The organism is Pseudoxanthomonas sp. 97-1-1 (assembly GCF_057773125.1).
This window is the reverse complement of sequence record NZ_JBYMTJ010000003.1, coordinates 303,022-321,790: the sequence shown is the minus strand read 5'-3', so window position 1 is coordinate 321,790 and position 18,769 is coordinate 303,022. Positions and strand designations below refer to the sequence as shown.

Annotated in this window: 22 protein-coding genes; 10 read left to right on the top strand and 12 right to left on the bottom strand. The window is 67.8% G+C overall.

Annotation, left to right across the window (positions count from 1 at the left end; translation table 11 throughout):
• The first annotated feature begins 28 nt into the window (after positions 1-28).
• Both AC3DET_RS13315 and AC3DET_RS13310 read left to right on the top strand, forming a co-directional pair.
• Positions 29-601 (top strand): NADPH-dependent FMN reductase, encoded by a 573-nt coding sequence (locus tag AC3DET_RS13315; protein ID WP_337731659.1) that lies wholly within the window; start codon positions 29-31, stop codon positions 599-601.
• A gap of 59 nt (positions 602-660) precedes the next feature.
• Positions 661-2,508: an ABC transporter ATP-binding protein gene (locus AC3DET_RS13310; protein ID WP_488391943.1), complete on the top strand. Its 1,848-nt coding sequence runs from the start codon at positions 661-663 to the stop codon at positions 2,506-2,508.
• 189 nt (positions 2,509-2,697) lie between these two features.
• Here the strand turns inward: AC3DET_RS13310 and AC3DET_RS13305 are convergent, their stop codons facing one another.
• From AC3DET_RS13305 to AC3DET_RS13275, 7 genes are all read right to left on the bottom strand, one after another.
• Positions 2,698-3,141, bottom strand: a complete 444-nt coding sequence (locus AC3DET_RS13305; protein WP_488391942.1) for a hypothetical protein — start codon at positions 3,139-3,141, stop codon at positions 2,698-2,700.
• 66 nt (positions 3,142-3,207) lie between these two features.
• Positions 3,208-4,518: a PQQ-dependent sugar dehydrogenase gene (locus AC3DET_RS13300; protein ID WP_488391941.1), complete on the bottom strand. Its 1,311-nt coding sequence runs from the start codon at positions 4,516-4,518 to the stop codon at positions 3,208-3,210.
• A 64-nt stretch (positions 4,519-4,582) separates the two neighbouring features.
• Positions 4,583-4,777 (bottom strand): CPXCG motif-containing cysteine-rich protein, encoded by a 195-nt coding sequence (locus tag AC3DET_RS13295; protein ID WP_337731663.1) that lies wholly within the window; start codon positions 4,775-4,777, stop codon positions 4,583-4,585.
• Positions 4,777-5,064 (bottom strand): DUF3247 family protein, encoded by a 288-nt coding sequence (locus AC3DET_RS13290; protein ID WP_488391940.1) that lies wholly within the window; start codon positions 5,062-5,064, stop codon positions 4,777-4,779. Before AC3DET_RS13290 ends, AC3DET_RS13295 begins: the two co-directional genes overlap by 1 nt.
• 60 nt (positions 5,065-5,124) lie before the next feature.
• A complete protein-coding gene (locus AC3DET_RS13285) occupies positions 5,125-5,802 on the bottom strand; it encodes a type 1 glutamine amidotransferase domain-containing protein (RefSeq protein ID WP_446538325.1) in 678 nt (225 codons plus the stop codon).
• A 61-nt stretch (positions 5,803-5,863) separates the two neighbouring features.
• Entirely contained in the window at positions 5,864-6,769 is a 906-nt protein-coding gene (gene gnd / locus AC3DET_RS13280) for a phosphogluconate dehydrogenase (NAD(+)-dependent, decarboxylating) (protein WP_488391939.1), read from the bottom strand.
• A 90-nt stretch (positions 6,770-6,859) separates the two neighbouring features.
• Positions 6,860-7,558 carry an alpha/beta fold hydrolase gene (locus AC3DET_RS13275; RefSeq protein ID WP_192202193.1) on the bottom strand — a complete coding sequence of 233 codons (699 nt, stop codon included), beginning with the start codon at positions 7,556-7,558 and terminating at the stop codon, positions 6,860-6,862.
• 117 nt (positions 7,559-7,675) lie between these two features.
• Here AC3DET_RS13275 and AC3DET_RS13270 point away from each other — a divergent pair, with 117 nt between their 5' ends.
• The 3 genes from AC3DET_RS13270 to AC3DET_RS13260 all read left to right on the top strand — a co-directional run bounded on the left by AC3DET_RS13270 (position 7,676) and on the right by AC3DET_RS13260 (position 10,545).
• The gene (locus AC3DET_RS13270) at positions 7,676-8,572 is read left to right on the top strand and encodes a TIGR01777 family oxidoreductase (RefSeq protein WP_488391938.1); all 897 of its coding nucleotides are present in this window, start codon (positions 7,676-7,678) and stop codon (positions 8,570-8,572) included.
• 579 nt (positions 8,573-9,151) lie between these two features.
• Positions 9,152-10,015, top strand: coding sequence for an SDR family oxidoreductase (locus AC3DET_RS13265; protein WP_488391937.1), 864 nt, complete (start codon positions 9,152-9,154; stop codon positions 10,013-10,015).
• 56 nt (positions 10,016-10,071) lie between these two features.
• A complete protein-coding gene (locus tag AC3DET_RS13260; RefSeq protein ID WP_446538329.1) occupies positions 10,072-10,545 on the top strand; it encodes a GNAT family N-acetyltransferase in 474 nt (157 codons plus the stop codon).
• Positions 10,546-10,617: 72 nt separating this feature from the next.
• On the opposite strand, the gene AC3DET_RS13255 is transcribed toward AC3DET_RS13260, so the two are convergent.
• Positions 10,618-11,013 (bottom strand): low affinity iron permease family protein, encoded by a 396-nt coding sequence (locus AC3DET_RS13255; RefSeq protein ID WP_337731671.1) that lies wholly within the window; start codon positions 11,011-11,013, stop codon positions 10,618-10,620.
• A gap of 146 nt (positions 11,014-11,159) precedes the next feature.
• Between AC3DET_RS13255 and AC3DET_RS13250 the strand changes: the two genes are divergently transcribed.
• The 3 genes from AC3DET_RS13250 (at position 11,160) to AC3DET_RS13240 (ending at position 13,436) form a co-directional block, all read left to right on the top strand.
• Positions 11,160-11,546, top strand: a complete 387-nt coding sequence (locus AC3DET_RS13250; protein WP_488391936.1) for an MmcQ/YjbR family DNA-binding protein — start codon at positions 11,160-11,162, stop codon at positions 11,544-11,546.
• Positions 11,547-11,665: 119 nt separating this feature from the next.
• A complete protein-coding gene (locus tag AC3DET_RS13245) occupies positions 11,666-12,079 on the top strand; it encodes a VOC family protein (RefSeq protein WP_488391935.1) in 414 nt (137 codons plus the stop codon).
• Between the two features lie 91 nt (positions 12,080-12,170).
• The gene (locus AC3DET_RS13240; protein WP_488391934.1) at positions 12,171-13,436 is read left to right on the top strand and encodes an RNA polymerase sigma factor; all 1,266 of its coding nucleotides are present in this window, start codon (positions 12,171-12,173) and stop codon (positions 13,434-13,436) included.
• Between the two features lie 6 nt (positions 13,437-13,442).
• Here the strand turns inward: AC3DET_RS13240 and AC3DET_RS13235 are convergent, their stop codons facing one another.
• Positions 13,443-15,182 carry a caspase family protein gene (locus tag AC3DET_RS13235; RefSeq protein ID WP_488391933.1) on the bottom strand — a complete coding sequence of 580 codons (1,740 nt, stop codon included), beginning with the start codon at positions 15,180-15,182 and terminating at the stop codon, positions 13,443-13,445.
• Between the two features lie 221 nt (positions 15,183-15,403).
• Positions 15,404-15,922, bottom strand: coding sequence for a DUF1993 domain-containing protein (locus AC3DET_RS13230; protein WP_337731676.1), 519 nt, complete (start codon positions 15,920-15,922; stop codon positions 15,404-15,406).
• A gap of 317 nt (positions 15,923-16,239) precedes the next feature.
• On the opposite strand from AC3DET_RS13230, the gene AC3DET_RS13225 reads away from it, so the two are divergent.
• On the top strand, positions 16,240-16,773 hold the full coding sequence (locus tag AC3DET_RS13225; protein ID WP_488391932.1) for an outer membrane beta-barrel protein: 534 nt from the start codon (positions 16,240-16,242) through the stop codon (positions 16,771-16,773).
• A 111-nt stretch (positions 16,774-16,884) separates the two neighbouring features.
• Positions 16,885-17,403, top strand: a complete 519-nt coding sequence (locus AC3DET_RS13220; protein ID WP_337731677.1) for an adenine phosphoribosyltransferase — start codon at positions 16,885-16,887, stop codon at positions 17,401-17,403.
• A 33-nt stretch (positions 17,404-17,436) separates the two neighbouring features.
• Here AC3DET_RS13220 and AC3DET_RS13215 read toward each other — a convergent pair whose 3' ends face one another.
• Together AC3DET_RS13215 and AC3DET_RS13210 are read right to left on the bottom strand one after the other, a co-directional pair.
• Positions 17,437-17,646, bottom strand: coding sequence for a hypothetical protein (locus AC3DET_RS13215; RefSeq protein ID WP_337731678.1), 210 nt, complete (start codon positions 17,644-17,646; stop codon positions 17,437-17,439).
• Between the two features lie 431 nt (positions 17,647-18,077).
• Positions 18,078-18,542 carry a transposase gene (locus AC3DET_RS13210; protein ID WP_337731679.1) on the bottom strand — a complete coding sequence of 155 codons (465 nt, stop codon included), beginning with the start codon at positions 18,540-18,542 and terminating at the stop codon, positions 18,078-18,080.
• Positions 18,543-18,769 lie beyond the last annotated feature (227 nt).

Below are 18,769 nucleotides of genomic sequence, written 5' to 3'. Positions count from 1 at the left end.
CCTCTCCCCTGGCAATACGTGGACCGGCATGACGCCACCCCTCAACCTCGCCCTGCTGTACGGCAGCACGCGTGAAGGCCGCTTCTGCGACACCGTGGCCGACTGGCTGCGCGGCCTGCTGGCGCAGCGCCGCGACTACGCCGTCGATGCGATCGATCCGGCCATGCTCGACCTGCCGCATCGGCACGGGGGCGCATCGAGCGTGGACCTGGTGAATCTGCAACAACGCATCTGGCGCGCAGATGCCTTCGTCGTGGTCACGCCGGAGTACAATCACGGCTACCCCGCCGCGCTCAAGCACATGATCGACCTGGTGGCCTCGCACTGGCATGCGAAGCCGGTCGGCTTCGTCGCGTATGGCGGGCTCAGCGGCGGCTCGCGTGCAGTGGAGCAGTTGCGACAGGTCTTCAGCGGGCTGCACGCTGCACCGGTCCGCGACGGTGTGTATTTCACCCAGGCCTGGAGCCGCTTCGACGCCGGCGGCCGACCGCACGACGCCGATGCCAGCGAGCGTGCGGCGCGACGCATGCTCGACCAGCTGGCGTGGTACGGGCATGCGCTGCGCCAGGCACGCGCGGCCTGGCCGTATCCCGCGGGCTGAGCACGCAAACCCCACTCACCGGTGCGCCGTGACGGCGGCACCTGCCATGGACCGACCCGATGTTCCGATTCTTCGAAACCCGCATCAATCCGTACCCCAAGGGCGAACCCGCCACCCCGCCCCGCAAGCTGCTGCCGTTCCTGCTGCACTATTCGCGGCCGCTGCTGCCGTGGCTGATCGCGATGTCGGTGCTGACGGGCGTGATCTCCGCGCTGGAGATCACCTTCTTCGACTACATGGGGCAGCTGGTCGACTGGATGGGCAGCACCGGCCGCGACAGCTTCCTGCAGGTGCATGGGCAGAAGCTGCTGTGGATGGGCCTGCTGGTGGTGGTGGCCTACCCGCTGCTGGTGCTGGTGCAATCGCTGATCATCCACCAGACCATCTTTGGCAACTACCCGATGATCGCCCGCTGGCTGTCGCACCGTTATCTGCTGCGGCAGAGCGTGGGCTTCTTCCAGGACGAGTTCGCCGGCCGCATTTCGCAGAAGGTCATGCAGACCGCGCTGTCGATCCGCGAGACGGTGATGAAGCTGATGGACGTGTTCGTCTACGTCGTCGTCTACTTCGTCGGCACCGTGGTGCTGGTGGCGCAGGCCGACGTGTGGCTGGTGCTGCCGCTGGTCGTCTGGCTGGTCAGCTACCTGCTGCTGGTGTTCCACTTCGTGCCGCGCCTGCAGAAGGTGTCGATGGCGCAGTCGGACGCGCGCGCGCAGATGACCGGCCGCATCGTCGACAGCTACACCAACATCCAGACCATCAAGCTGTTCGCCCACACCATGCGCGAGCAGGACTACGCGCGCGGCGCGATGGACGAGTTCATGGTCACCGTGCACGCGCAGATGCGGCTGGTCACCCAGCTGACCGTCGCCCTGCACACGCTCAACGCCTTCCTGCTGGCCAGCATCGCCGGTGTGGCGATCTGGGCATGGCTGCAGTCGTCGATCTCGATGGGCGCGATCGCCGTCGCCATCGCGCTGGTGATGCGCATCCGCTCGATGTCGGACTGGATCCTGTGGGAAGTGGCCGGGCTGTTCGAGAACATCGGCACCGTCGAGGACGGCATGGGCACATTGGCGCAGCCGCTGGCGATCGCCGATGCGAAGGACGCGAAGGACCTGGACGTCACGCACGGCGAGATCCGCTTCGACCATGTGAAGTTCCACTACGGCCGCGAAGCTAGGGTGATCGACGACCTGTCGCTGGTCATCAAGCCGGGCGAGAAGGTCGGCATCGTCGGCCGCTCGGGCGCGGGCAAGTCGACGCTGGTGAACCTGCTGCTGCGCTTCTACGACGTGGAGGGTGGGCGCATCCTCATCGACGGCCAGGACGTGGCGCACGTCACCCAGGAGTCGCTGCGCCGGAACATCGGCATGGTCACCCAGGACACCTCGCTGCTGCACCGTTCGATCCGCGACAACATCCGCTACGGCCGTCCGGACGCCACCGAGGAAGAGCTACTGCAGGCGTCCGAGCGCGCGCACGCCGACGAGTTCATCCGCGGCCTGACCGATGCCAAGGGCCGCAGCGGTTACGACACTCAGGTGGGCGAGCGCGGCGTGAAGCTGTCCGGCGGGCAGCGCCAACGCGTGGCCATCGCGCGCGTGCTGTTGAAGGACGCACCGATCCTGGTACTGGACGAAGCCACCTCGGCGCTGGACTCGGAAGTCGAGGCCGCCATCCAGGAGCAGTTGTACGCACTGATGGAAGGCAAGACCGTCATCGCCATCGCGCACCGCCTGTCCACCATCGCCGTGCTCGACCGCCTGGTGGTGATGGATGGTGGCCGCGTGATCGAGAGCGGCAGCCACGAGGAATTGCTCCAGCAAGACGGCCTGTATGCCGCGCTGTGGCGCCGCCAGTCGGGCGGCTTCATCGGCGTGGATCTGGAGGATGTCGAGGCTTGATGTCCTTTTCCCCGCACGGCGGGGAGAAGGTGGCCGAAGGCCGGATGAGGGGCGAGCGCGGCGCCGAATCGCTTCGCGTCTTGAATCCGATCTTGGATACGATCCGTCGGCATCAAGAGCACGGGCTTCGTCGCCCCTCACCCGCCTTCGGCACCCTCTCCCCGCCGCGCAGGGAGAGGGGAAAACACGTCACGACAGCCAGCCGCGCGCCTTCACCGTGTCGGCGTACCGCCACAGGAACAGCGCGATCACCAGCAGCACCGCCGGCATCACCAGTCCCACCGGCCCGTAGGCCGCCCAGGCCGGCGTCACCACGTAGGCGCCGATCATCTGCACCAGGAGGGCGATCAGCGACAGCAGGAACATCGTGACTGCCCAGCGCTTCTTCAGCAGCAGTCCCAGCGCGCCCAGCACGCCGGCGAACACCGCCACGGCGAAGGCGATGTTGAGCCAGCCGGGTGTCGCTTCGTAGACCTGGCGTTGCGGCTCGGTCATCGCCGCCAACTGCTCGGCGGACATGTTCACCTGCAGGTACCACATGGCCACGCCGATCAGGTTCCAGACCAGCGCGAACGCGCCGATGATCCAGAAGCCGAGCGGACGCTTGGATGCAGCGGTGTTGGTCGTGTTCATCTCCCCTCCCCAGGGTTGGTTGTCTGACCGAGGCGGAGCATACGCCCGCCCGTCGCGATACGCGCGTTACGGTCGCGCGGCCGGGGCCACGCGCCAGACCATGTTGCCTACGTCGTCGGCCAGCAGCACACCGCCGCGCGCATCCACGGCGACGCCCACGGGCCGGCCACGCGCATTGCCGTTGGCGTCGAGGAAGCCGGTCAGCACGTCGGCCGGTGCGCCCTGCGGGCGTCCGTTGGCGAAACGCACGAACACCAGCCGGTAACCGGCCGGCTCGCGCCGGTTCCAGGACCCGTGCTCGCCGATGAAGGCACCGCCCTGCAGCGCCGCCGGCCAGCCGGCCCCATCGTGGAAGGCCAGTCCCAGCGCGGCGACGTGCGCGCCCAGCGCGTAGTCCGGCGCGATCGCCCGTGCCACGAGGTCCGGGCGCGGCGGCTGCACGCGCGCGTCGACGTGGTCGCCGTAGTAGCTGTAAGGCCAACCGTAGAACGCGCCCTCGCGCACGGACGTCAGGTAGTCCGGCACCAGCGCGTCGCCGAGTTCGTCGCGCTCGTTGACGACGGTCCACAGCGCGCCGCCTTGCGGTTCCCACGCCAGGCCCACCGGATTGCGCAGGCCCGAGGCGAACACGCGGCGCGCGCCGGTCGCCACGTCCACCTGCAGGATCGCGGCGCGGTCGGTTTCCATCGCCATGCCGTTCTCGCCGACATTGCTGTTGGAGCCCACGCCGACATACAGGTCGCGCCCGTCCACGCGGGCCAGCAGGCTCTTGGTCCAGTGATGGTTGAGCGGGCCGCCGGGCAGGTCGACGAGTTTCACCGGCGTCGCGTCGCTGACCGTCTGTCCCTCGCGGTACGGCACGCTGACGATGGCATCGGCGTTGGCGATGTAGAGCCGTCCATCGACGAGCGCCATGCCGAACGGCGAGAACAGGCCGGTGAGAAAGGCCATGCGCAGCTCCGCCGCGCCATCGCCGTCGGCATCGCGCAGCAGGGTGATGCGGTTGGCGCTGGGCGCGGCCGCACCTGCCTTCTTCATGGCGCGCTGCATGAACCAGGTGCGCAGGCCCTGCTTCTGCGCCGGCTTGGGCGGCGCATTCGTCTCTGCAACCAGCACGTCGCCGTTCGGCAGTACGTAGAGCCAGCGCGGATGGTCCAGTCCACGCGCGAACGCGGTGACGTCCAGGCCGGGCGCGGCCGTTGGCGCAGTACCCTCCGGCCAGCCCACGGCCGGGGCCACGTTCACCGTGGGAATCCAGCGCTCCTTCGGTGCCGGCAGCGTGGGCTGCGGCCCGGTTTCGGCCGGCGATTGCGCGCGCCCGGTGCAGGAGAGGCAGCCCAGCAGCAGCACCGGCAACAGGCAGCGGATCGGCACCATGGCACGCGCTCCCGACGGAATGCTGCGAGCCTAGGCGCGGCGGTGCGAACACCGCGTCAACGGCTCAGGCCTCGTCCTGTCCCCACGCGTCCACCTCGGCCATTCCGTCCGCATCGATGGTCACCCGCACCTCGATGGGCTTGCAGCAGACATGGCAGTCCTCGACATAGCGCTGGTCGCCGGCCGAATCATCCACGACCAGCGTGATGACTTCTCCGCAGTACGGGCAGGTGATGTCGGCGGACGGCAGGTGCGGCATCAGGCCGAGCCCAGCGCCGTCACCGACGCGATACGGTCCAGCCACAGGAAGTGCGCCACGTGCGGGCGCGCGCCATCGTCGATGCGGACCACGGCATTGAAGCCTTCATGGCCTTCGGCATCACGGAACACCTGCACGCTGGGCCGCACCGGCACGATGCCGGTGATGGAGCCGCCATCGATGAGCTTCAACTCCACCATCGCCTCGTCCGGCAATTGCAGGATCAGCGCCTCCATGCGGGCGATGTCGTCCTGGCGGGTGTAGAGATGCTGTGGCGCGTGCGTCATGGCTCGGCTCCGTGCGGATGGCCCACCCTAGTCCCGGCGCGGTAAGCGGCCGTGAACACATCAACGCAACAGGCGCAGCACGTCCTCGGCCGCGGCTTCGGACGAGGCGGGATTCTGTCCCGTCACCAGCCTGCCATCGGTCACTACATACGACTGCCACACGGCGCCGCGCTCGTAGTGCCCGCCGTTCTTCTTCAGCACGTCTTCCAGCGAGAACGGCACCACGTCGGCCAGACCGACCGCCGCTTCCTCTTCGTTGGAGAAGCCGGTCACGCGCTTGTCCTTCACCAGCGGTTCGCCCAGGGCGCCGCGCGTGTGCCGGAACACCGCCGGCCCATGGCACACCGCCGCCACCGGCTTGCCGGCGGAGAACGCCTGCTCGATGAGCCGGATGGAATCGGCATCCTCGGCCAGGTCCCACAGCGGACCATGCCCGCCCGGATAGAACACGGCATCGAACTCGCCATCCACCACGTCCTTCAGGCGCAGCGTGCCGGCCAGTGCGGACAGTGCGTCCGCATCCTCGTTGAAGCGCACGGTGGCGGCGGTCTGCGCATCGGGTGCGTCGCTTTTCGGGTCCAGCGGGGGCTGCCCGCCCTTCGGCGACGCCAGCACGACCTCCGCGCCCGCATCCTTGAACACGTAGTACGGCGCGGCGAATTCCTCCAGCCAGAAGCCGGTCTTGTGCCCGGTATCGCCCAGGCGATCGTGGGACGTCAGTACCATCAGGATCTTCATCGGCGTTTCCCTCGTGTCGATGCGGCCAGACTAGCCTCGCCTGCGATAAGGCCAGGTGAGCCTAACCCTGCTTCACCGCATGCCCGCCGAACTCGTTTCGCATCGCCGCCAGCAGCTTGTCGGCATAGGAATCGTCATCGCGCGAGCGCAGGCGTTCCAGCAGCGACAGCGTGATCACCGGCGCGGAGACATTGAGGTCGATGGCCTCGGCCACGGTCCAGCGGCCTTCGCCGGAATCGGCCACGTAAGGCGCGATGCCCTGCATCTCCGGATTCTTCTTCAGCGCATCGGCCGTCAGGTCCAGCAACCACGAGCGCACCACGCTGCCATCGCGCCAGATGTCGGCCAGCGCCCCCAGGTCGAACGCCATCTCCTGCTTTTTCTTCAGGATGGCGAAGCCCTCGGCGTACGCCTGCATCATTCCGTATTCGATGCCGTTGTGGACCATCTTGGCGAAGTGGCCCGCACCGCTCGGACCCACCCGGCCCCAGCCACTGTCCGGCGCAGGCGCCAGCGTGGCAAACACGGCGCGCAGCTGCTCCACCGCGCCGGCGTCGCCGCCGATCATCAGGCTGTAGCCTTCCGCCAGGCCCCACACGCCACCGCTGGTGCCGCAGTCGAGATAGTGGATGCCGGCGTCGCCCAGCTGTGCGGCACGGCGCTGGCTGTCCTTGTAGTTGGAGTTGCCGCCATCGATCACCGTGTCGCCCGTCGACAGCAGCGGACGCAACTGGTCCAGGGTGTCATCGACCACGTGCCCCGCCGGCACCATCAGCCACACCACGCGCGGCGTGGGCAGCGCCGACACTGCGTTCTGCAGGCTGGCGTGCGCGACGATGCCGCGCGCCTCCGCCTGCTGGCGCGCGGCATCGCCCGGATCGTAGCCGCGCACCGCGTGGCCGCCGCGTACCAGCCGCTCGGCCATGTTGGCGCCCATGCGCCCCAGCCCGATCATCGCCAGTTCCATGTGTACTCCCGTGTGGTCAGTCAAGAAGAAGAGGTTCCCGCGCATTGTCCGCCCTGCGCACGGCCATGGCGTGCATGCGCGTGCGGCGGCTCATGCGGCCAGCAGCCAGTCGCGCAGGACCGTCGAGGTTTCCTGCGGGACTTCCATCGGAGGCAGGTGTCCGCAGCGCGCGAACACATGCAGCCGCGCGCCCGGAATGCGCTCGTGCAGGATCCGGGATTCTTCCGGCAGCGTCATGCGGTCGTCCTCGCCCACGCCGACCAGCGTCGGCACGGCGAGGGTGGGCAGCAGCGGCAGGGAATCCGGACGATCGATGATGGCGCGCTGCTGGCGCAGGAACGCATCGCGGCCGACACGCTGCGCCATGGCCATCACCTCCGCGCCCACGGCGTCGTCCACCCGGCTCTCGTGCACCAGCTGCGGCAGCAGCTTGCGGGTGACCCCCGCGAAACGCCCGGACTCGGCCATCGCCAGCCCCGCCCGCCGCACGGCGAGCCGCTTCGGCGGATCCAGGCGCGCACTGGTGTCCAGCAACGCCAGCCGCGCAACGCGCTGCGGCGCCTGGCGCAGGATCTCGAACGCGACATAGCCGCCCATCGACAATCCCGCCAATGCGAACACCGGCGGCGCCGTGGCCAGCACGCGCGCGGCCATGCCGGCGACGCTGTCGTCCCGGGTCAGGTCGGCGTGATGCACCGCCGCGACGTCGGCCAGGGCTTCAGCGGGCGCATGCCACAAGCGCTCATCGCACAGCAGACCGGGGAGCAGGAGCAGGGGTAGCGAAGCCATGCCGACAGTGTAATCACCCGCATGCCGGACCATCGCCGATCACCGTCGACGGTCCGTTCCACATCCGCAACACGCACACCTGCGTAAGCTGGAGGCATCCCTCACGAGTCCCGCCGCATGCGCGTCCTGATCACCGGCGGTACCGGCTTCATCGGCCAGGCCCTCTGCGCCCGCCTGCTGCAGGCCGGCCACACCGTCAGCGTGCTGACGCGCGACCCTGCCCGCGCCCGCGCGCAGCTGCCGGGCGTGGACGCGATCGCCACGCTGGAGGAGGCCAGCGGAGTGGAAGCGGTCGTGAACCTGGCCGGGGAGCCGCTCATGGCCGGGCGATGGAACGCGGAGCGCAAGGCGGCATTCCGGGCTTCGCGCATCGGTACCACGCAGGCGCTGATCGCGTGGATGGCACGCCAGGCCGCGCGCCCGCGCGTGCTGGTATCCGGCTCGGCGATCGGCTACTACGGCCCGCGCGACGACGTGGCGCTTGACGAATCCGCCGCCCCCGGCGACGACTTCGCCGCACGCCTGTGCCTGGACTGGGAAACCGAAGCGATGCAGGCCGAAAGCCTGGATGTCCGCACCTGCCGCGTGCGGACCGGCATCGTGCTCGGCACCGAGGGCGGCGCACTGGCGAAGATGCTGCCGCCGTTCCGCATGGGAGTGGGCGGACCGATGGGCGATGGCCGGCAATGGATGAGCTGGATCCATCGCGACGACCTGGTCAGCCTGGTCCAGTGGCTACTGGAACGCGATCAGGCCGGCGGCGCCTACAACGGCACCGCACCCGCGCCGGTGACCAACCGCGACTTCGCACGCGCGCTGGGCAAGGCCCTGCATCGCCCCGCCGTACTGCCCACGCCGGCCTTCGCGCTGACCCTCGGCTTCGGTGAAATGGCCCAGCTTCTGCTCACCGGCCAGCGCGTGCTGCCCGCACATGCACTGGCAGAGGGGTTCACGTTCCGCTTTCCCACGCTGGAGACGGCGCTTGAGGACCTGCTGCGGAGCCCGGCGAGGTGACCGCGGCCGCCCGCGAGACGTTTTGCCTGAGCCACCAGCCCATGTGTGAGTGGAACGAGGCTATTCGCCTCGTGCGCCAGCCCGGATGAGAGAAGCGCCAGGCTTTTCGGCTGCCACGTCAGGCTATGTGTGAGTAGAGAGAGGCTGTTCGGCTGGCGCGTCAGGCTTGATGTGAGAAGAACGAGGCTTTTCGCCTCATGCGCCAGCCCGGATGAGAGAAGCGCCAGGCTTTTTGGCTGTCGCGTCAGGCTATGTGTGAGTAGAGAGAGGCTGTTCGGCTGGCACGCCAGGCTTGATGAGAGAAGAACGAGGCTTTTCGCCTCATGCGCCAGCCCGAGTGAGAGCAGCGCCAGGCTTTTTTTGCGCACGCGCTAGCCTTGACGTGAGAAGCGCCGGCCTTCTCCACGGACACGCCCGGTCATCGGTGACGCGAGTCCGGTTTCCGGATGCCCAGGGCAAGCGCAGCGTGAATGTCGCGTGCCCCCACGGCGGCAGCGATCACGACGATCTTCATCGCCTGCCGACGGAGGCGTAACGTCCGCGCACTTACGGTCGGGACGTTCCTTCCAGGAGTGCGTCATGCCCACCAAGAAGCGCGTCAACCGTCCGCAGACCCAGCGCCGCCAGCCCGGCCGCCAACCACGGATGCAGCCCGAACCCGAAACCATCCGCCCCGGCTACCGCGGCAGCGGCCGGCTGGAGGGCAAGGTGGCGCTGGTGACCGGTGGCGACAGCGGCATCGGACGGGCGGTGGCGGTGCATTTCGCCCACGAGGGTGCCGATGTCGCGATTGCCTACCTGGAAGAAGATCGCGATGCACGGGAAACGCAGCGCTTGATCGAGGCCACGGGTCGCCGCGCCCTGGTCGTGCGCGGCGACCTGGCCACGCCGGCCCGCTGCCGCCGCGTGGTCGCACGTACGGTGAAGCAGTTCGGTGCGCTGGACGTACTGGTCAACAACCACGCGCAGCAGTACCCCGTGGATGCGCCGGAAGAACTGACGCCCGCGCGCCTGCGGCATACCTTCGAGACCAACCTGTTCTCGTTCTTCCACCTGGTCGACGCTGCGCTGGAACACCTGCCGGAGAAGACCGGCTGCATCATCAACACCGGCTCGGTGACCGGCGTGCGCGGCCACGACACGCTGCTGGACTATGCCGCGACCAAGGGCGCGATCCATGCGATGACGTTCTCGCTGGCCAAGTCGCTGGCGGACCGGGGTATCCGCGTCAACGCGGTCGCACCGGGTCCCATCTGGACGCCGCTGATCCCGGCCTCGTTCACCCGCAAGCAGGTGGCGGAATTCGGTTCGGACACGCTGATGAAGCGCCCCGGCCAGCCGTCGGAAGTCGCGCCGGCATTTGTATTCCTGGCCAGCGAGGATGCGCGCTACATCACCGGCCAGCTGATCCACATCAACGGGGGCGGGCATATCTCGGCGTGAGCCGAGGCGCGGCATACTGAGGAGCCGCCCCGGTGTCCTCGTCCTCGTTCCCGTCCATGCCGACGCTTCGCCCCTACCGTCCCGACGACGCTTCCACGCTGGCCGATCTGTACGCCCGATCCGTCATGCACTACGGGCCGCGCGCCTACACCGCGGCGCAGGTGTCCGCCTGGGCGGCGACGGCGACCCTCGAGGGGACGGCCGCCCGTTGCACCGACGGGCGCCACGTACTGGTCGCGCAGGATGCCGACGGATCGGTGCTGGGCTTCGGCGACATGGAAGACGACGGGCACCTCGACTTCCTCTACATCGCACCGGAAGCCGAAGGCATGCGCGTGGGTTCGCTGCTGTACGCCGCACTGGAGGCGCATGCGCTGCACTTGCACGTGCCGCGCATCTTCGTGGAAGCCAGCGAGCTGTCGCGGCCGCTGTTCGAGCGCCGCGGCTTCCTGATGCTGGGCCGCAACGATCTGTCGCTCGGCGGCGTGGCCATCCACAACTACCGGATGGAGAAGCGATTGCCGGCGTGATGGACCATCACGCCGGGATTCCACTCACCCGAAGGCCGGGATGGAACCAAGCGCAATCGCGGCATCCATGGGCTACCTGCGATCCGCCTTCGCCTGCTGCGCCTCGCGCGCCTGCCGCGCCATGTCCTCGTAGCGGGCGCGCAGGGCGTCGAGCTCTTTCTCTTCCATTTCCTCCAGGTCGAGCAACGCGTTGTTGGCGTTGCGCGAGACACGGATCAGCTCGTCCAGCTTGATCTGCATGGCTTCGGTGTCGCGGTTCTGGGTGTTCTGGATCAGGAACACCATCAGGAAGGTGATGATGGTGGTGCCGGTATTGATGACGAGTTGCCAGGTGTCGCTGAAACCGAACATCGGCCCGCTGATCGCCCAAGCCAGCAGCACCGCCAGCGCCAGCGCGAAACACGTGGGCCTGCCGGTGAACGTGGAGGCCGCCTTGGCCACGCGGGTGAACAGGGAGGGGGACGACATGGCGGGCGATCCTGTGCATGGCAAGGCACGCAAGGTAATCCGTTGCACGAAGGCGGGTGTGAACATCGTCGTCTCGCGGACAGCCGCTGCCCTCGACCGTGTCGGGGCCGGCGCTTCGCCCGCCGTGGCGGCGTTAGCATGCCTGCATGGATGTCGCCGCCCTCAAACGCCATTGCAGGTCCCTGCCCGGCGCCGTCGAACAACGGTACGACGCACCGGCCAACATCCTGGTGTATGCGGTGGGCGGCAAGCGCTTCGCCTATTTCAAGACCAGCGAACCGGAGCAGTGGCGTTTCAGTTTCAAGGTGCCACCGGAGCGCTTCCTTGAACTGACCGACCAGCCCGGCATCAAGCCTGCGCGCTGGCTGGGGCACCACCGCTGGGTCACGGTGGTGGACGTTTCCAGCGTGCCGGCCGATTACCTGAAGGACCTGGTGGCGTGGTCATACCGGTACGCCTGGGACAGGTTGAGCCGGCGGCAGCGTGCCGAGATCCGGGAAGGGGCGACGGCCCCGGACGAAAAGGTCCGCTGAGCGGCGTGCGCCCCGCATGAAGAAGACCGGCCTGGCATGTCGATTCCGGGCACGCCGGTTCGTCGAAGGAAAGAAGCAGGGCTGGCCAGGCCCGTACCCATCACCCCAAGGAGCGCACCATGAACGTCAATCCCTACCTGATCCTCAATGGCGACTGCGAAGCCGCCTTCACCTTCTACGCGCAGGCCACGGGCGGCACGCTGGGGCCGATGATGCGCTTCGAGGGCACCGAAGGCTGCGAGGACATGCCGGACGAGTACAAGCAGAAGATCATGCATACGCATGTGATGTTCGGCCAGACCGTGCTGATGGGGTCGGACAACCACCCGTCCTATCCGTACGAAGGCGTGAAGGGCTGTTCGGTGTCGCTGTCGGTGGACAGCATCGCCGACGCGGAACGCATCTTCGCCGCGCTCTCCGATGGCGGCCAGGTGACCATGCCGCTGGCGCAGACCTTCTGGGCGGTACGCTTCGGCATGCTGGTCGACACGTTCGGCGTGCCGTGGATGATCAACTGCGAGAAGGATGCCTGATGCCCGTGCGGGAACGTCGTGCACACCGTGATGCCCCTGTTCGCTGCGCTGCGACTTTCACCGGTCGCGGCGCCGTGGTGTGATGCGCGGCATGTCGACCTCCCCTACCCATCGCGCGATCGATGCCGTCTGGCGCATCGAATCCGCGCGCGTGATCGCCGGTCTCGCCCGCATGCTGCGCGACCTGGACTTGGCCGAAGAACTGGCGCAGGACGCGCTGGTGTCCGCCCTGGAAACCTGGCCCCGTGACGGCGTGCCGGACAACCCGGGGGCGTGGCTGATGACCACCGCCAAGCGCCGTGCGATCGACCGGTTGCGGCGGCTCCAGTTGCTGGACCGCAAGCACGAGGAACTGGCGCGCGAGCTGGAGGATGTGCAGGAGGAACGGCGCGCGCGTGACGAAGACGCGCTGGATCACGACATCGACGACGACCTGCTGCGGCTGGTCTTCGTGTCGTGCCATCCGGTGCTGTCGATGGAGGCCCGCGTGGCGCTGACGCTGCGCCTGCTGTGCGGGCTGACGACGGACGAGATCGCGCGCGCGTTCCTGACCTCCGAACCTACTGTCGCCCAGCGCATCGTGCGTGCCAAGCGCACCCTGGCCGACGCCGACGTGGCGTTCGAGGTGCCACGCGGGGAAGAGCTGCAGGAGCGCCTTTTGTCGGTGCTCGGCGTGGTGTACCTGGTCTTCAACGAAGGGTATTCGGCCACCAGCGGTGACGGCTGGATGCGGCCCGCGCTGTGCGAGGAAGCGCTGCGTCTGGGCCGCATGCTGGCCGCACTGGCGCCGCGCGAACCGGAAGTGCACGGGCTGGTCGCGCTGATGGAGATCCAGGCCTCGCGCCTGCACGCGCGCACCGGCAAGGACGGTGAGCCGGTGTTGCTGCTGGACCAGGATCGCGGCCGTTGGGACCACCTGCTCATCCGGCGCGGCCTGGCCGCGCTGGAGCGCACCGAGCAGCTGGGCGGTGCATTCGGCCCGTATGCGCTGCAGGCCGCCATCGCCGCCTGCCATGCCCGCGCCGGCACGGCGGACGCGACGGACTGGGCGCGGATCGCGACGCTGTACGCGGCACTGGCGCAGGTGAATCCGTCACCGGTGGTCGAACTGAACCGTGCGGTCGCCGTGTCGATGGCCGCCGGTCCGGCCAGTGCGTTGCCGCTGGTGGACCGGCTGCGCGACGAACCGGCGATGAAGCAGTACCACCTGCTGCCCAGCGTGCGCGGCGATCTGCTGTTCAAGCTGGACCGCCGCGACGAAGCACGTGCGGAGTTCGAGCGCGCGGCGGCGATGACCCGCAACGCGCGCGAGCAGGCCCTGCTGCTGGCGCGCGCGCGCGAGTGCGCCGCCGGGTAAGCCCCGCTACATCCAGCGCGACAGGCGGATCTCGGGCCCGGCCAGGGCGGCAGTCTGGTCGTAGTCCAGTTCGCGCAGTTCCTGCGAGGTGTGTTTCACCAGATCGCTGACCTTCAACCGCCGCCGGTCCCCATGGCCCCCGGCCAGCATGCGGCGCATGTTCTTCACCAGCGCATAGGTGAACGCGCCATGCTGGACCGCGCCGTGCTCGTATTCGTAGGCGAATTCGCCTTCCTGGCACGCGTACAGCAGCAGCGGCATGTACGGTCCCTTGTGGCCGAGCTTCTTGCGCATCTGGCGCGCTTCACCCAGCGGCAGCGTGCGTACCGGCAATGCGTAGCCCAGGCGGCCGCTCATGTCGCCCAGCGGCATGGTGTCCTGGTCGACCGCCAGCTGCTTGCGCTCGTTGAGTTCCAGTTCGCGCGGTACCCACATCTCCCGGGCGGCGTTCCACTTCATCGCCCGATGGCGGATGTCGTCCGGCGGATTGAGTCCGCGCATGCGCGCCGGACCACCCTTGGCCATGCCGCCGGAATGGCAGCAGTCCAGCAGGATGCTGAAGTCCACGTCGTATGGCAGCTGCACGTAGCGCTCGAAAAGCCAGTCGTCGGTGAGCGCGGTGTCCTCCGTCCAGTCGAAGTCGTAGGGCACCAGCGTTTCATCCATGCGGTCGACGCGGTCCCCCAGGCCGTAGCTGGGCAGCTGGGCGCCGTGCCCGCTGTAGTACAGGATGCGCTGGTCGCCACTGCGCACGCCTTCGAGCAGCCAGTCCACGCGCTCGCGGATGCCATCGGCGGTGGCGCGCTCGTTCAGCACCACGCGGATGTCGCCGGCATCGAAGCCCTGTTCCTGCAGCATCGCGCTCATCAGGAAGACATCGTTGACGCAACCGCCCAGGCGCTGGTCCGGGTCGGGATAGTCGTTGATGCCGATCAGCAGCGCACGCTTGCGCGGCGTCGCCACGCGGCAGGCGACCGGCGTCTGTTCGCGCAGGGCGCGGGTGATGCGCGTGGTTTCATCGTTGAGTACATCGAACCAGAACGTGCTGATAGCCTGCGGATGGCGCAGGTACTCCTCGGCCGCATGGTCGGCGTTGCCGGGAATGTCGAAATGCGTGTCGACCTGGCGGAAGTTGTCGGCAGCAATGGAGACACGCGCCGTGAACACCGAATCGAAACGGTTGTAGAGGTGGTACCAGAAGCGCGCCTTCTCGATCGCGCTGAGGCGACCGGCCTGGTATTCACCACGCACGAAGGGATTGCCGATCTGCGAGCCGAGCGATGCGAAGTAGCGGCCATTCGCGGTGGCGCGCGTTTCTTCATGGGTGAAGGTGTCGTAGCAGACCAGCGACCCGAGGCTGTGGCCGAGCACCACGTGCGGCTTCATCGCCTCGATGCGCTGTACCAGCCGCGCCCGGGTCTGCTTGCGGAACGTCGCGCTCTCGACCCACTTCACCACCATGCCGGCGGTGTGGCGCAGCTTAGAATCGTCGCCGCGCGCACGCCTGAACGGAGCAGTGATGCCGTTCGCCAGCAGCCGCGCCAGCGCTTCGAGCGTGTCCCCGAGGCTGACCTTGTGCTGGGCGAAGATATCGTCGTAGTGGCAGTATTGGATGTCGAGCGCGCGCTCGGCATCGACTTGCCGACAGGCGTCGTGGATCGCCGCCTCCCATTGCTGCTGCCATGCCCCGCCCGGCGGATGCTGGCCCACGCCATGCACGCACAGGATACGTAGTGCCGTTGCCATCGCTGCTTCCTCCCTGATGTGGTCCCGGCGTCCGCGCAGGCGAGGTGGCCTCGCATGGCGTGGATGCCCGGCCGACAGTATCGGAGCAGCGGGTCGCATGCCGTGACACGGGCAGCAATCCGTCGCCGCAGGGCAACCGGCTCCTCAGGGAAGCCACCGCACGGCAGGGAGCGCGCGGTTCACTCCTGACAACGCCATGCGGTGGTGGCGGAGGACACCGCTCAGGCGGCGGGGCCGAGGTAGTCCAGCTTGCCCAGCGGCACACCGTTGTGGCGCAGGATGGCGTAGGCGGTGGTCACGTGGAAGAACAGGTTGGGCAGGGCGAAGCCGAGCAGATAGCCACTGCCATTGAACGTCAGGTCGCCGCGCGTGCGCGAAGAGAGCGTGACCACGCGATCTTCGCTGCCTTCGAGGGCTTTCTGGTCGAACGTGCCGAGATACGCGGCCACCGCATCGAGTCGCGCAAACAGTTCGGCGAACGTGGTCTCCACGTCCTCGAAGCGTGGCGATTCCACCCCCGCCAGACGCGCCGCACCGAACTTCGCGGTATCGGTGGCGATCTGCACCTGCCGGACCAGGGGCAGCATGTCCGGATACAGCCGCGACTGCAGCAGTACGGCAGGTTCATATCCCTGTTCGCGCGCATGCGCCTCACCCTTCTCCAGGACCTGGCGCAGGTTGCCCAGCGCACGCAGGAAGACGGGAATGGAAGCCTGGTACATCGACAGCGCTGCGCTCATGGCGGAGTTCCGGAGAAAGAAGAGCGCGAGGATAGTCGGGCGCGTGGTGGTTGATTAGCCACGGTTCGCGGGAGAGTGCATCCCATCGCGCCGGTTCCGTGCGCGATGCGCCGGAACGCGCTGCGTGATGCAGGAAGGAAGCAGGCCCGCGTGTGTTCCATCCGCGGGAAAGTGCGTCGCCATCATCGACCTTGGACGCCATCCCGCCACGCCCATCTTCTCCGTGCAACGACAGCTGCCCTGGCATTCCGCCCGGACCTGTCGCTGGCGACACCGCTCTCCCTCCCCCCGCGGTGTTCCTGCTGGAGTTGATAGCAATGAAGAAGAACAAGATCCTGTCCCGCACTCTCCTCGCCATGCTTGTCGGCGCTGCCGCGTTCGGTGCGCAAGCCGCCGACAAGGGATTCCATGTCGGCGCAGGCGTGGGCCAGTCGCTGGTGGACGAAGCCGGGTACGACGACGAGGACACCGCGTTCTCCGTGTTCGGTGGTTACCAGTTCAATCGCTGGTTCGGTCTTGCAGGTGGCTACGCCGATCTCGGCAAACTGGAAACGGACGGCATCGGCCGCGACATCGAGGCCAGCTCGGTCTACCTGACCGCGGTGGGCACGGTGCCCTTTACCGACAAGTTTTCCGGCTACGCCAAAGCCGGCTTCCAGCGTTGGGACCTGGATACTGCGTTGCCGGGCGTGACCGGCACGACAGACGACAACGGCACCGACCCGGTCTACGGCGTCGGCCTGCAGTACCGGCTCAATGACACGGTCGCCCTGCGCGGCGAGTACAGCCGCTTCGAAGTGGAAGATGCCGATCTGGACCTGGCGCAGCTCCAGGTCCGTTACGACTTCTGAGCAGCACCCGACCGCAAGCCACGAGCCGCTGGCCCTGCCAGCGGCTCTTCTTTTTTCTGCGGATGACGCGACTGCGTTAGCATCGGCGGCCTCCCTGGATCCGAGCTCCCCATGCCCGCCTGGACCGATCACATCCGCGACGTGCCCGACTTCCCCAAGCCCGGCATCCTGTTCAAGGACATCACGCCCGTACTGGCGCACGCGGTTGCCTTCGCCGATGCGATCACCTCGATGGCCGAACCCTGGCGTGACGCAGGCATCGGCGCGGTGGTGGGCGTGGAAGCGCGCGGCTTCATCCTGGGCGCCGCGGTGGCGCGCGAACTGGGAGTCGGCTTCGTGCCCGTGCGCAAGCCGGGCAAGCTGCCGGCGCACACGCTGGCGCTGGACTACGGACTGGAGTACGGGCGTGATCGTCTCGAGATCCACGCCGATGCCATGCCTGCGGGCGCACGCGTCATCGTGGTGGACGACGTGCTGGCGACAGGGGGCACGCTCAAGGCGGCCGTGCAGCTGGTCGAACAGCAGGGCGCCACGGTGGTCGGGACAGGCGTGCTGGTCGAACTCGGCTTCCTGGGAGCGCGCAGCGCCTGGACCCATCCCGCGCCGCTGTACGCGTCGGTGGTGTTCTGACATCCATCGCACCGCCTGGCGCGGACACCGCGCTCACTCGATGACGCGGCTCACATAGGCCCCCGTGCCGACGACCAGGAAGGTGTCGTTGTCGATGCGGCGTACGCGGCTCCCATCCTCCAGCACATACCTCGGCATGGCGGGAGCGTCGCCATGCGTCGCATCGCCTGCGTTGCCACGATGTACCTCGATACGGCAGCGACGACCCTCGGCATCCTGCGCCGTGAAGACATGGGTGCTCATGCGGGTGCTCCTGACAGCAGGGTGCCCAAGCATAGGCGGCGAACCGTTAAGCGGACTGAAGCGGAATGTAATCAATCCGTGTGTGCGCAAAGAACGAGGGGGAGGCATTGCACCTCCCCCTCAGGCGCCGAAGCGCGATACCCGTCATGTGTCGGGCATGACGGGCTGCGAGCCGGTTCCTTGGGGATCGGGCCGGCCCACCTAGCTGTCGGGCGGGGAGCGCCGACAGATAGCCTTCGGAAAGAGGCGATGTCGCGCAGGCAGCTGCGCCTGCAGAAGCATTCCCCCCAACCATGTGATGAATCCGCAGATGCATGTCGCGCGATGACGCCGGGCCACCATGCGAAGCAGCGCGGGCTACCGCACCCAGGGGAGGCTTTCCTCCGGGCGCCCTGCTTTCCACTTCCCGTACATGCCGCGCGAAACGCGTCTCACGATGCGCGCATTGCCCGGCTGAGATGCTTGGTGTTGTTGCGATGGAGATAGCGTTCGACCAGGGCCTGGAGGTCTCGCCCACGCTGGTCCTGCCGATCGAACCGCGCAAGTACCTCGTTCCAGTTGCCGTCCTGTGCCCAACGGATGAACCGCACATAGATGCCATGCCAGGAGCCGAATTCGCGCGGCAGATCCGACCAGTACGCGCCGGTCTGCGCCACCCAGAGAACCGCTTCGATAAACCGGCGCGCATTGCCGCCATGGCGCGCACGCGCGCCAACCCGGCCCGGGAGCGCCTGCATCAGGAAATTCCATTCCTCCGCACTGAGCCGCTGCGTAATCGGCCATTGGCTGATGGCACGCGGACCCAGCCCCTGGGGCAGAGGCCAGGACTGCGGCCCTGCGACGAGGGGATGCTGACGTGTCACGAGTTCGTCGCCTTCTTCACGCAACGTGCCCATCAATGCCTCATGCCGCATGCGGAACCCCTCGGGCCGCCGCGAGGGAAAACCCCCGCGTCATGGCCAGATTGGCTGGAAGACCCCTACCACAGACTCTTTTCGCGCTATGCATGACACCCCTCTTGCTGGTCGACCGTTCGCCCGGAAACACCCAGGCCCCCCCACTTCCCACCCCTTTGCAGGGATGCCTTCTCCACTGCGACATGACCCGCGAATGCGCCGTTACG

What these genes read in the sequence shown, in the direction of transcription:
- AC3DET_RS13310 (WP_488391943.1), top strand. Translation starts at nt 661, where the DNA reads ATGTTCCGATTCTTCGAAACCCGCATCAATCCGTACCCCAAGGGCGAA.
- AC3DET_RS13270 (WP_488391938.1), top strand. Translation starts at nt 7,676, where the DNA reads ATGCGCGTCCTGATCACCGGCGGTACCGGCTTCATCGGCCAGGCCCTC.
- gnd (WP_488391939.1), bottom strand. Translation starts at nt 6,769, where the DNA reads ATGGAACTGGCGATGATCGGGCTGGGGCGCATGGGCGCCAACATGGCC.
- AC3DET_RS13240 (WP_488391934.1), top strand. Translation starts at nt 12,171, where the DNA reads ATGTCGACCTCCCCTACCCATCGCGCGATCGATGCCGTCTGGCGCATC.
- AC3DET_RS13295 (WP_337731663.1), bottom strand. Translation starts at nt 4,777, where the DNA reads ATGCCGCACCTGCCGTCCGCCGACATCACCTGCCCGTACTGCGGAGAA.
- AC3DET_RS13245 (WP_488391935.1), top strand. Translation starts at nt 11,666, where the DNA reads ATGAACGTCAATCCCTACCTGATCCTCAATGGCGACTGCGAAGCCGCC.
- AC3DET_RS13315 (WP_337731659.1), top strand. Translation starts at nt 29, where the DNA reads ATGACGCCACCCCTCAACCTCGCCCTGCTGTACGGCAGCACGCGTGAA.
- AC3DET_RS13260 (WP_446538329.1), top strand. Translation starts at nt 10,072, where the DNA reads ATGCCGACGCTTCGCCCCTACCGTCCCGACGACGCTTCCACGCTGGCC.
- AC3DET_RS13230 (WP_337731676.1), bottom strand. Translation starts at nt 15,922, where the DNA reads ATGAGCGCAGCGCTGTCGATGTACCAGGCTTCCATTCCCGTCTTCCTG.
- AC3DET_RS13290 (WP_488391940.1), bottom strand. Translation starts at nt 5,064, where the DNA reads ATGACGCACGCGCCACAGCATCTCTACACCCGCCAGGACGACATCGCC.
- AC3DET_RS13235 (WP_488391933.1), bottom strand. Translation starts at nt 15,182, where the DNA reads ATGGCAACGGCACTACGTATCCTGTGCGTGCATGGCGTGGGCCAGCAT.
- AC3DET_RS13255 (WP_337731671.1), bottom strand. Translation starts at nt 11,013, where the DNA reads ATGTCGTCCCCCTCCCTGTTCACCCGCGTGGCCAAGGCGGCCTCCACG.
- AC3DET_RS13285 (WP_446538325.1), bottom strand. Translation starts at nt 5,802, where the DNA reads ATGAAGATCCTGATGGTACTGACGTCCCACGATCGCCTGGGCGATACC.
- AC3DET_RS13220 (WP_337731677.1), top strand. Translation starts at nt 16,885, where the DNA reads ATGCCCGCCTGGACCGATCACATCCGCGACGTGCCCGACTTCCCCAAG.
- AC3DET_RS13305 (WP_488391942.1), bottom strand. Translation starts at nt 3,141, where the DNA reads ATGAACACGACCAACACCGCTGCATCCAAGCGTCCGCTCGGCTTCTGG.
- AC3DET_RS13210 (WP_337731679.1), bottom strand. Translation starts at nt 18,542, where the DNA reads ATGGGCACGTTGCGTGAAGAAGGCGACGAACTCGTGACACGTCAGCAT.
- AC3DET_RS13250 (WP_488391936.1), top strand. Translation starts at nt 11,160, where the DNA reads ATGGATGTCGCCGCCCTCAAACGCCATTGCAGGTCCCTGCCCGGCGCC.
- AC3DET_RS13300 (WP_488391941.1), bottom strand. Translation starts at nt 4,518, where the DNA reads ATGGTGCCGATCCGCTGCCTGTTGCCGGTGCTGCTGCTGGGCTGCCTC.
- AC3DET_RS13275 (WP_192202193.1), bottom strand. Translation starts at nt 7,558, where the DNA reads ATGGCTTCGCTACCCCTGCTCCTGCTCCCCGGTCTGCTGTGCGATGAG.
- AC3DET_RS13215 (WP_337731678.1), bottom strand. Translation starts at nt 17,646, where the DNA reads ATGAGCACCCATGTCTTCACGGCGCAGGATGCCGAGGGTCGTCGCTGC.
- AC3DET_RS13225 (WP_488391932.1), top strand. Translation starts at nt 16,240, where the DNA reads ATGAAGAAGAACAAGATCCTGTCCCGCACTCTCCTCGCCATGCTTGTC.
- AC3DET_RS13265 (WP_488391937.1), top strand. Translation starts at nt 9,152, where the DNA reads ATGCCCACCAAGAAGCGCGTCAACCGTCCGCAGACCCAGCGCCGCCAG.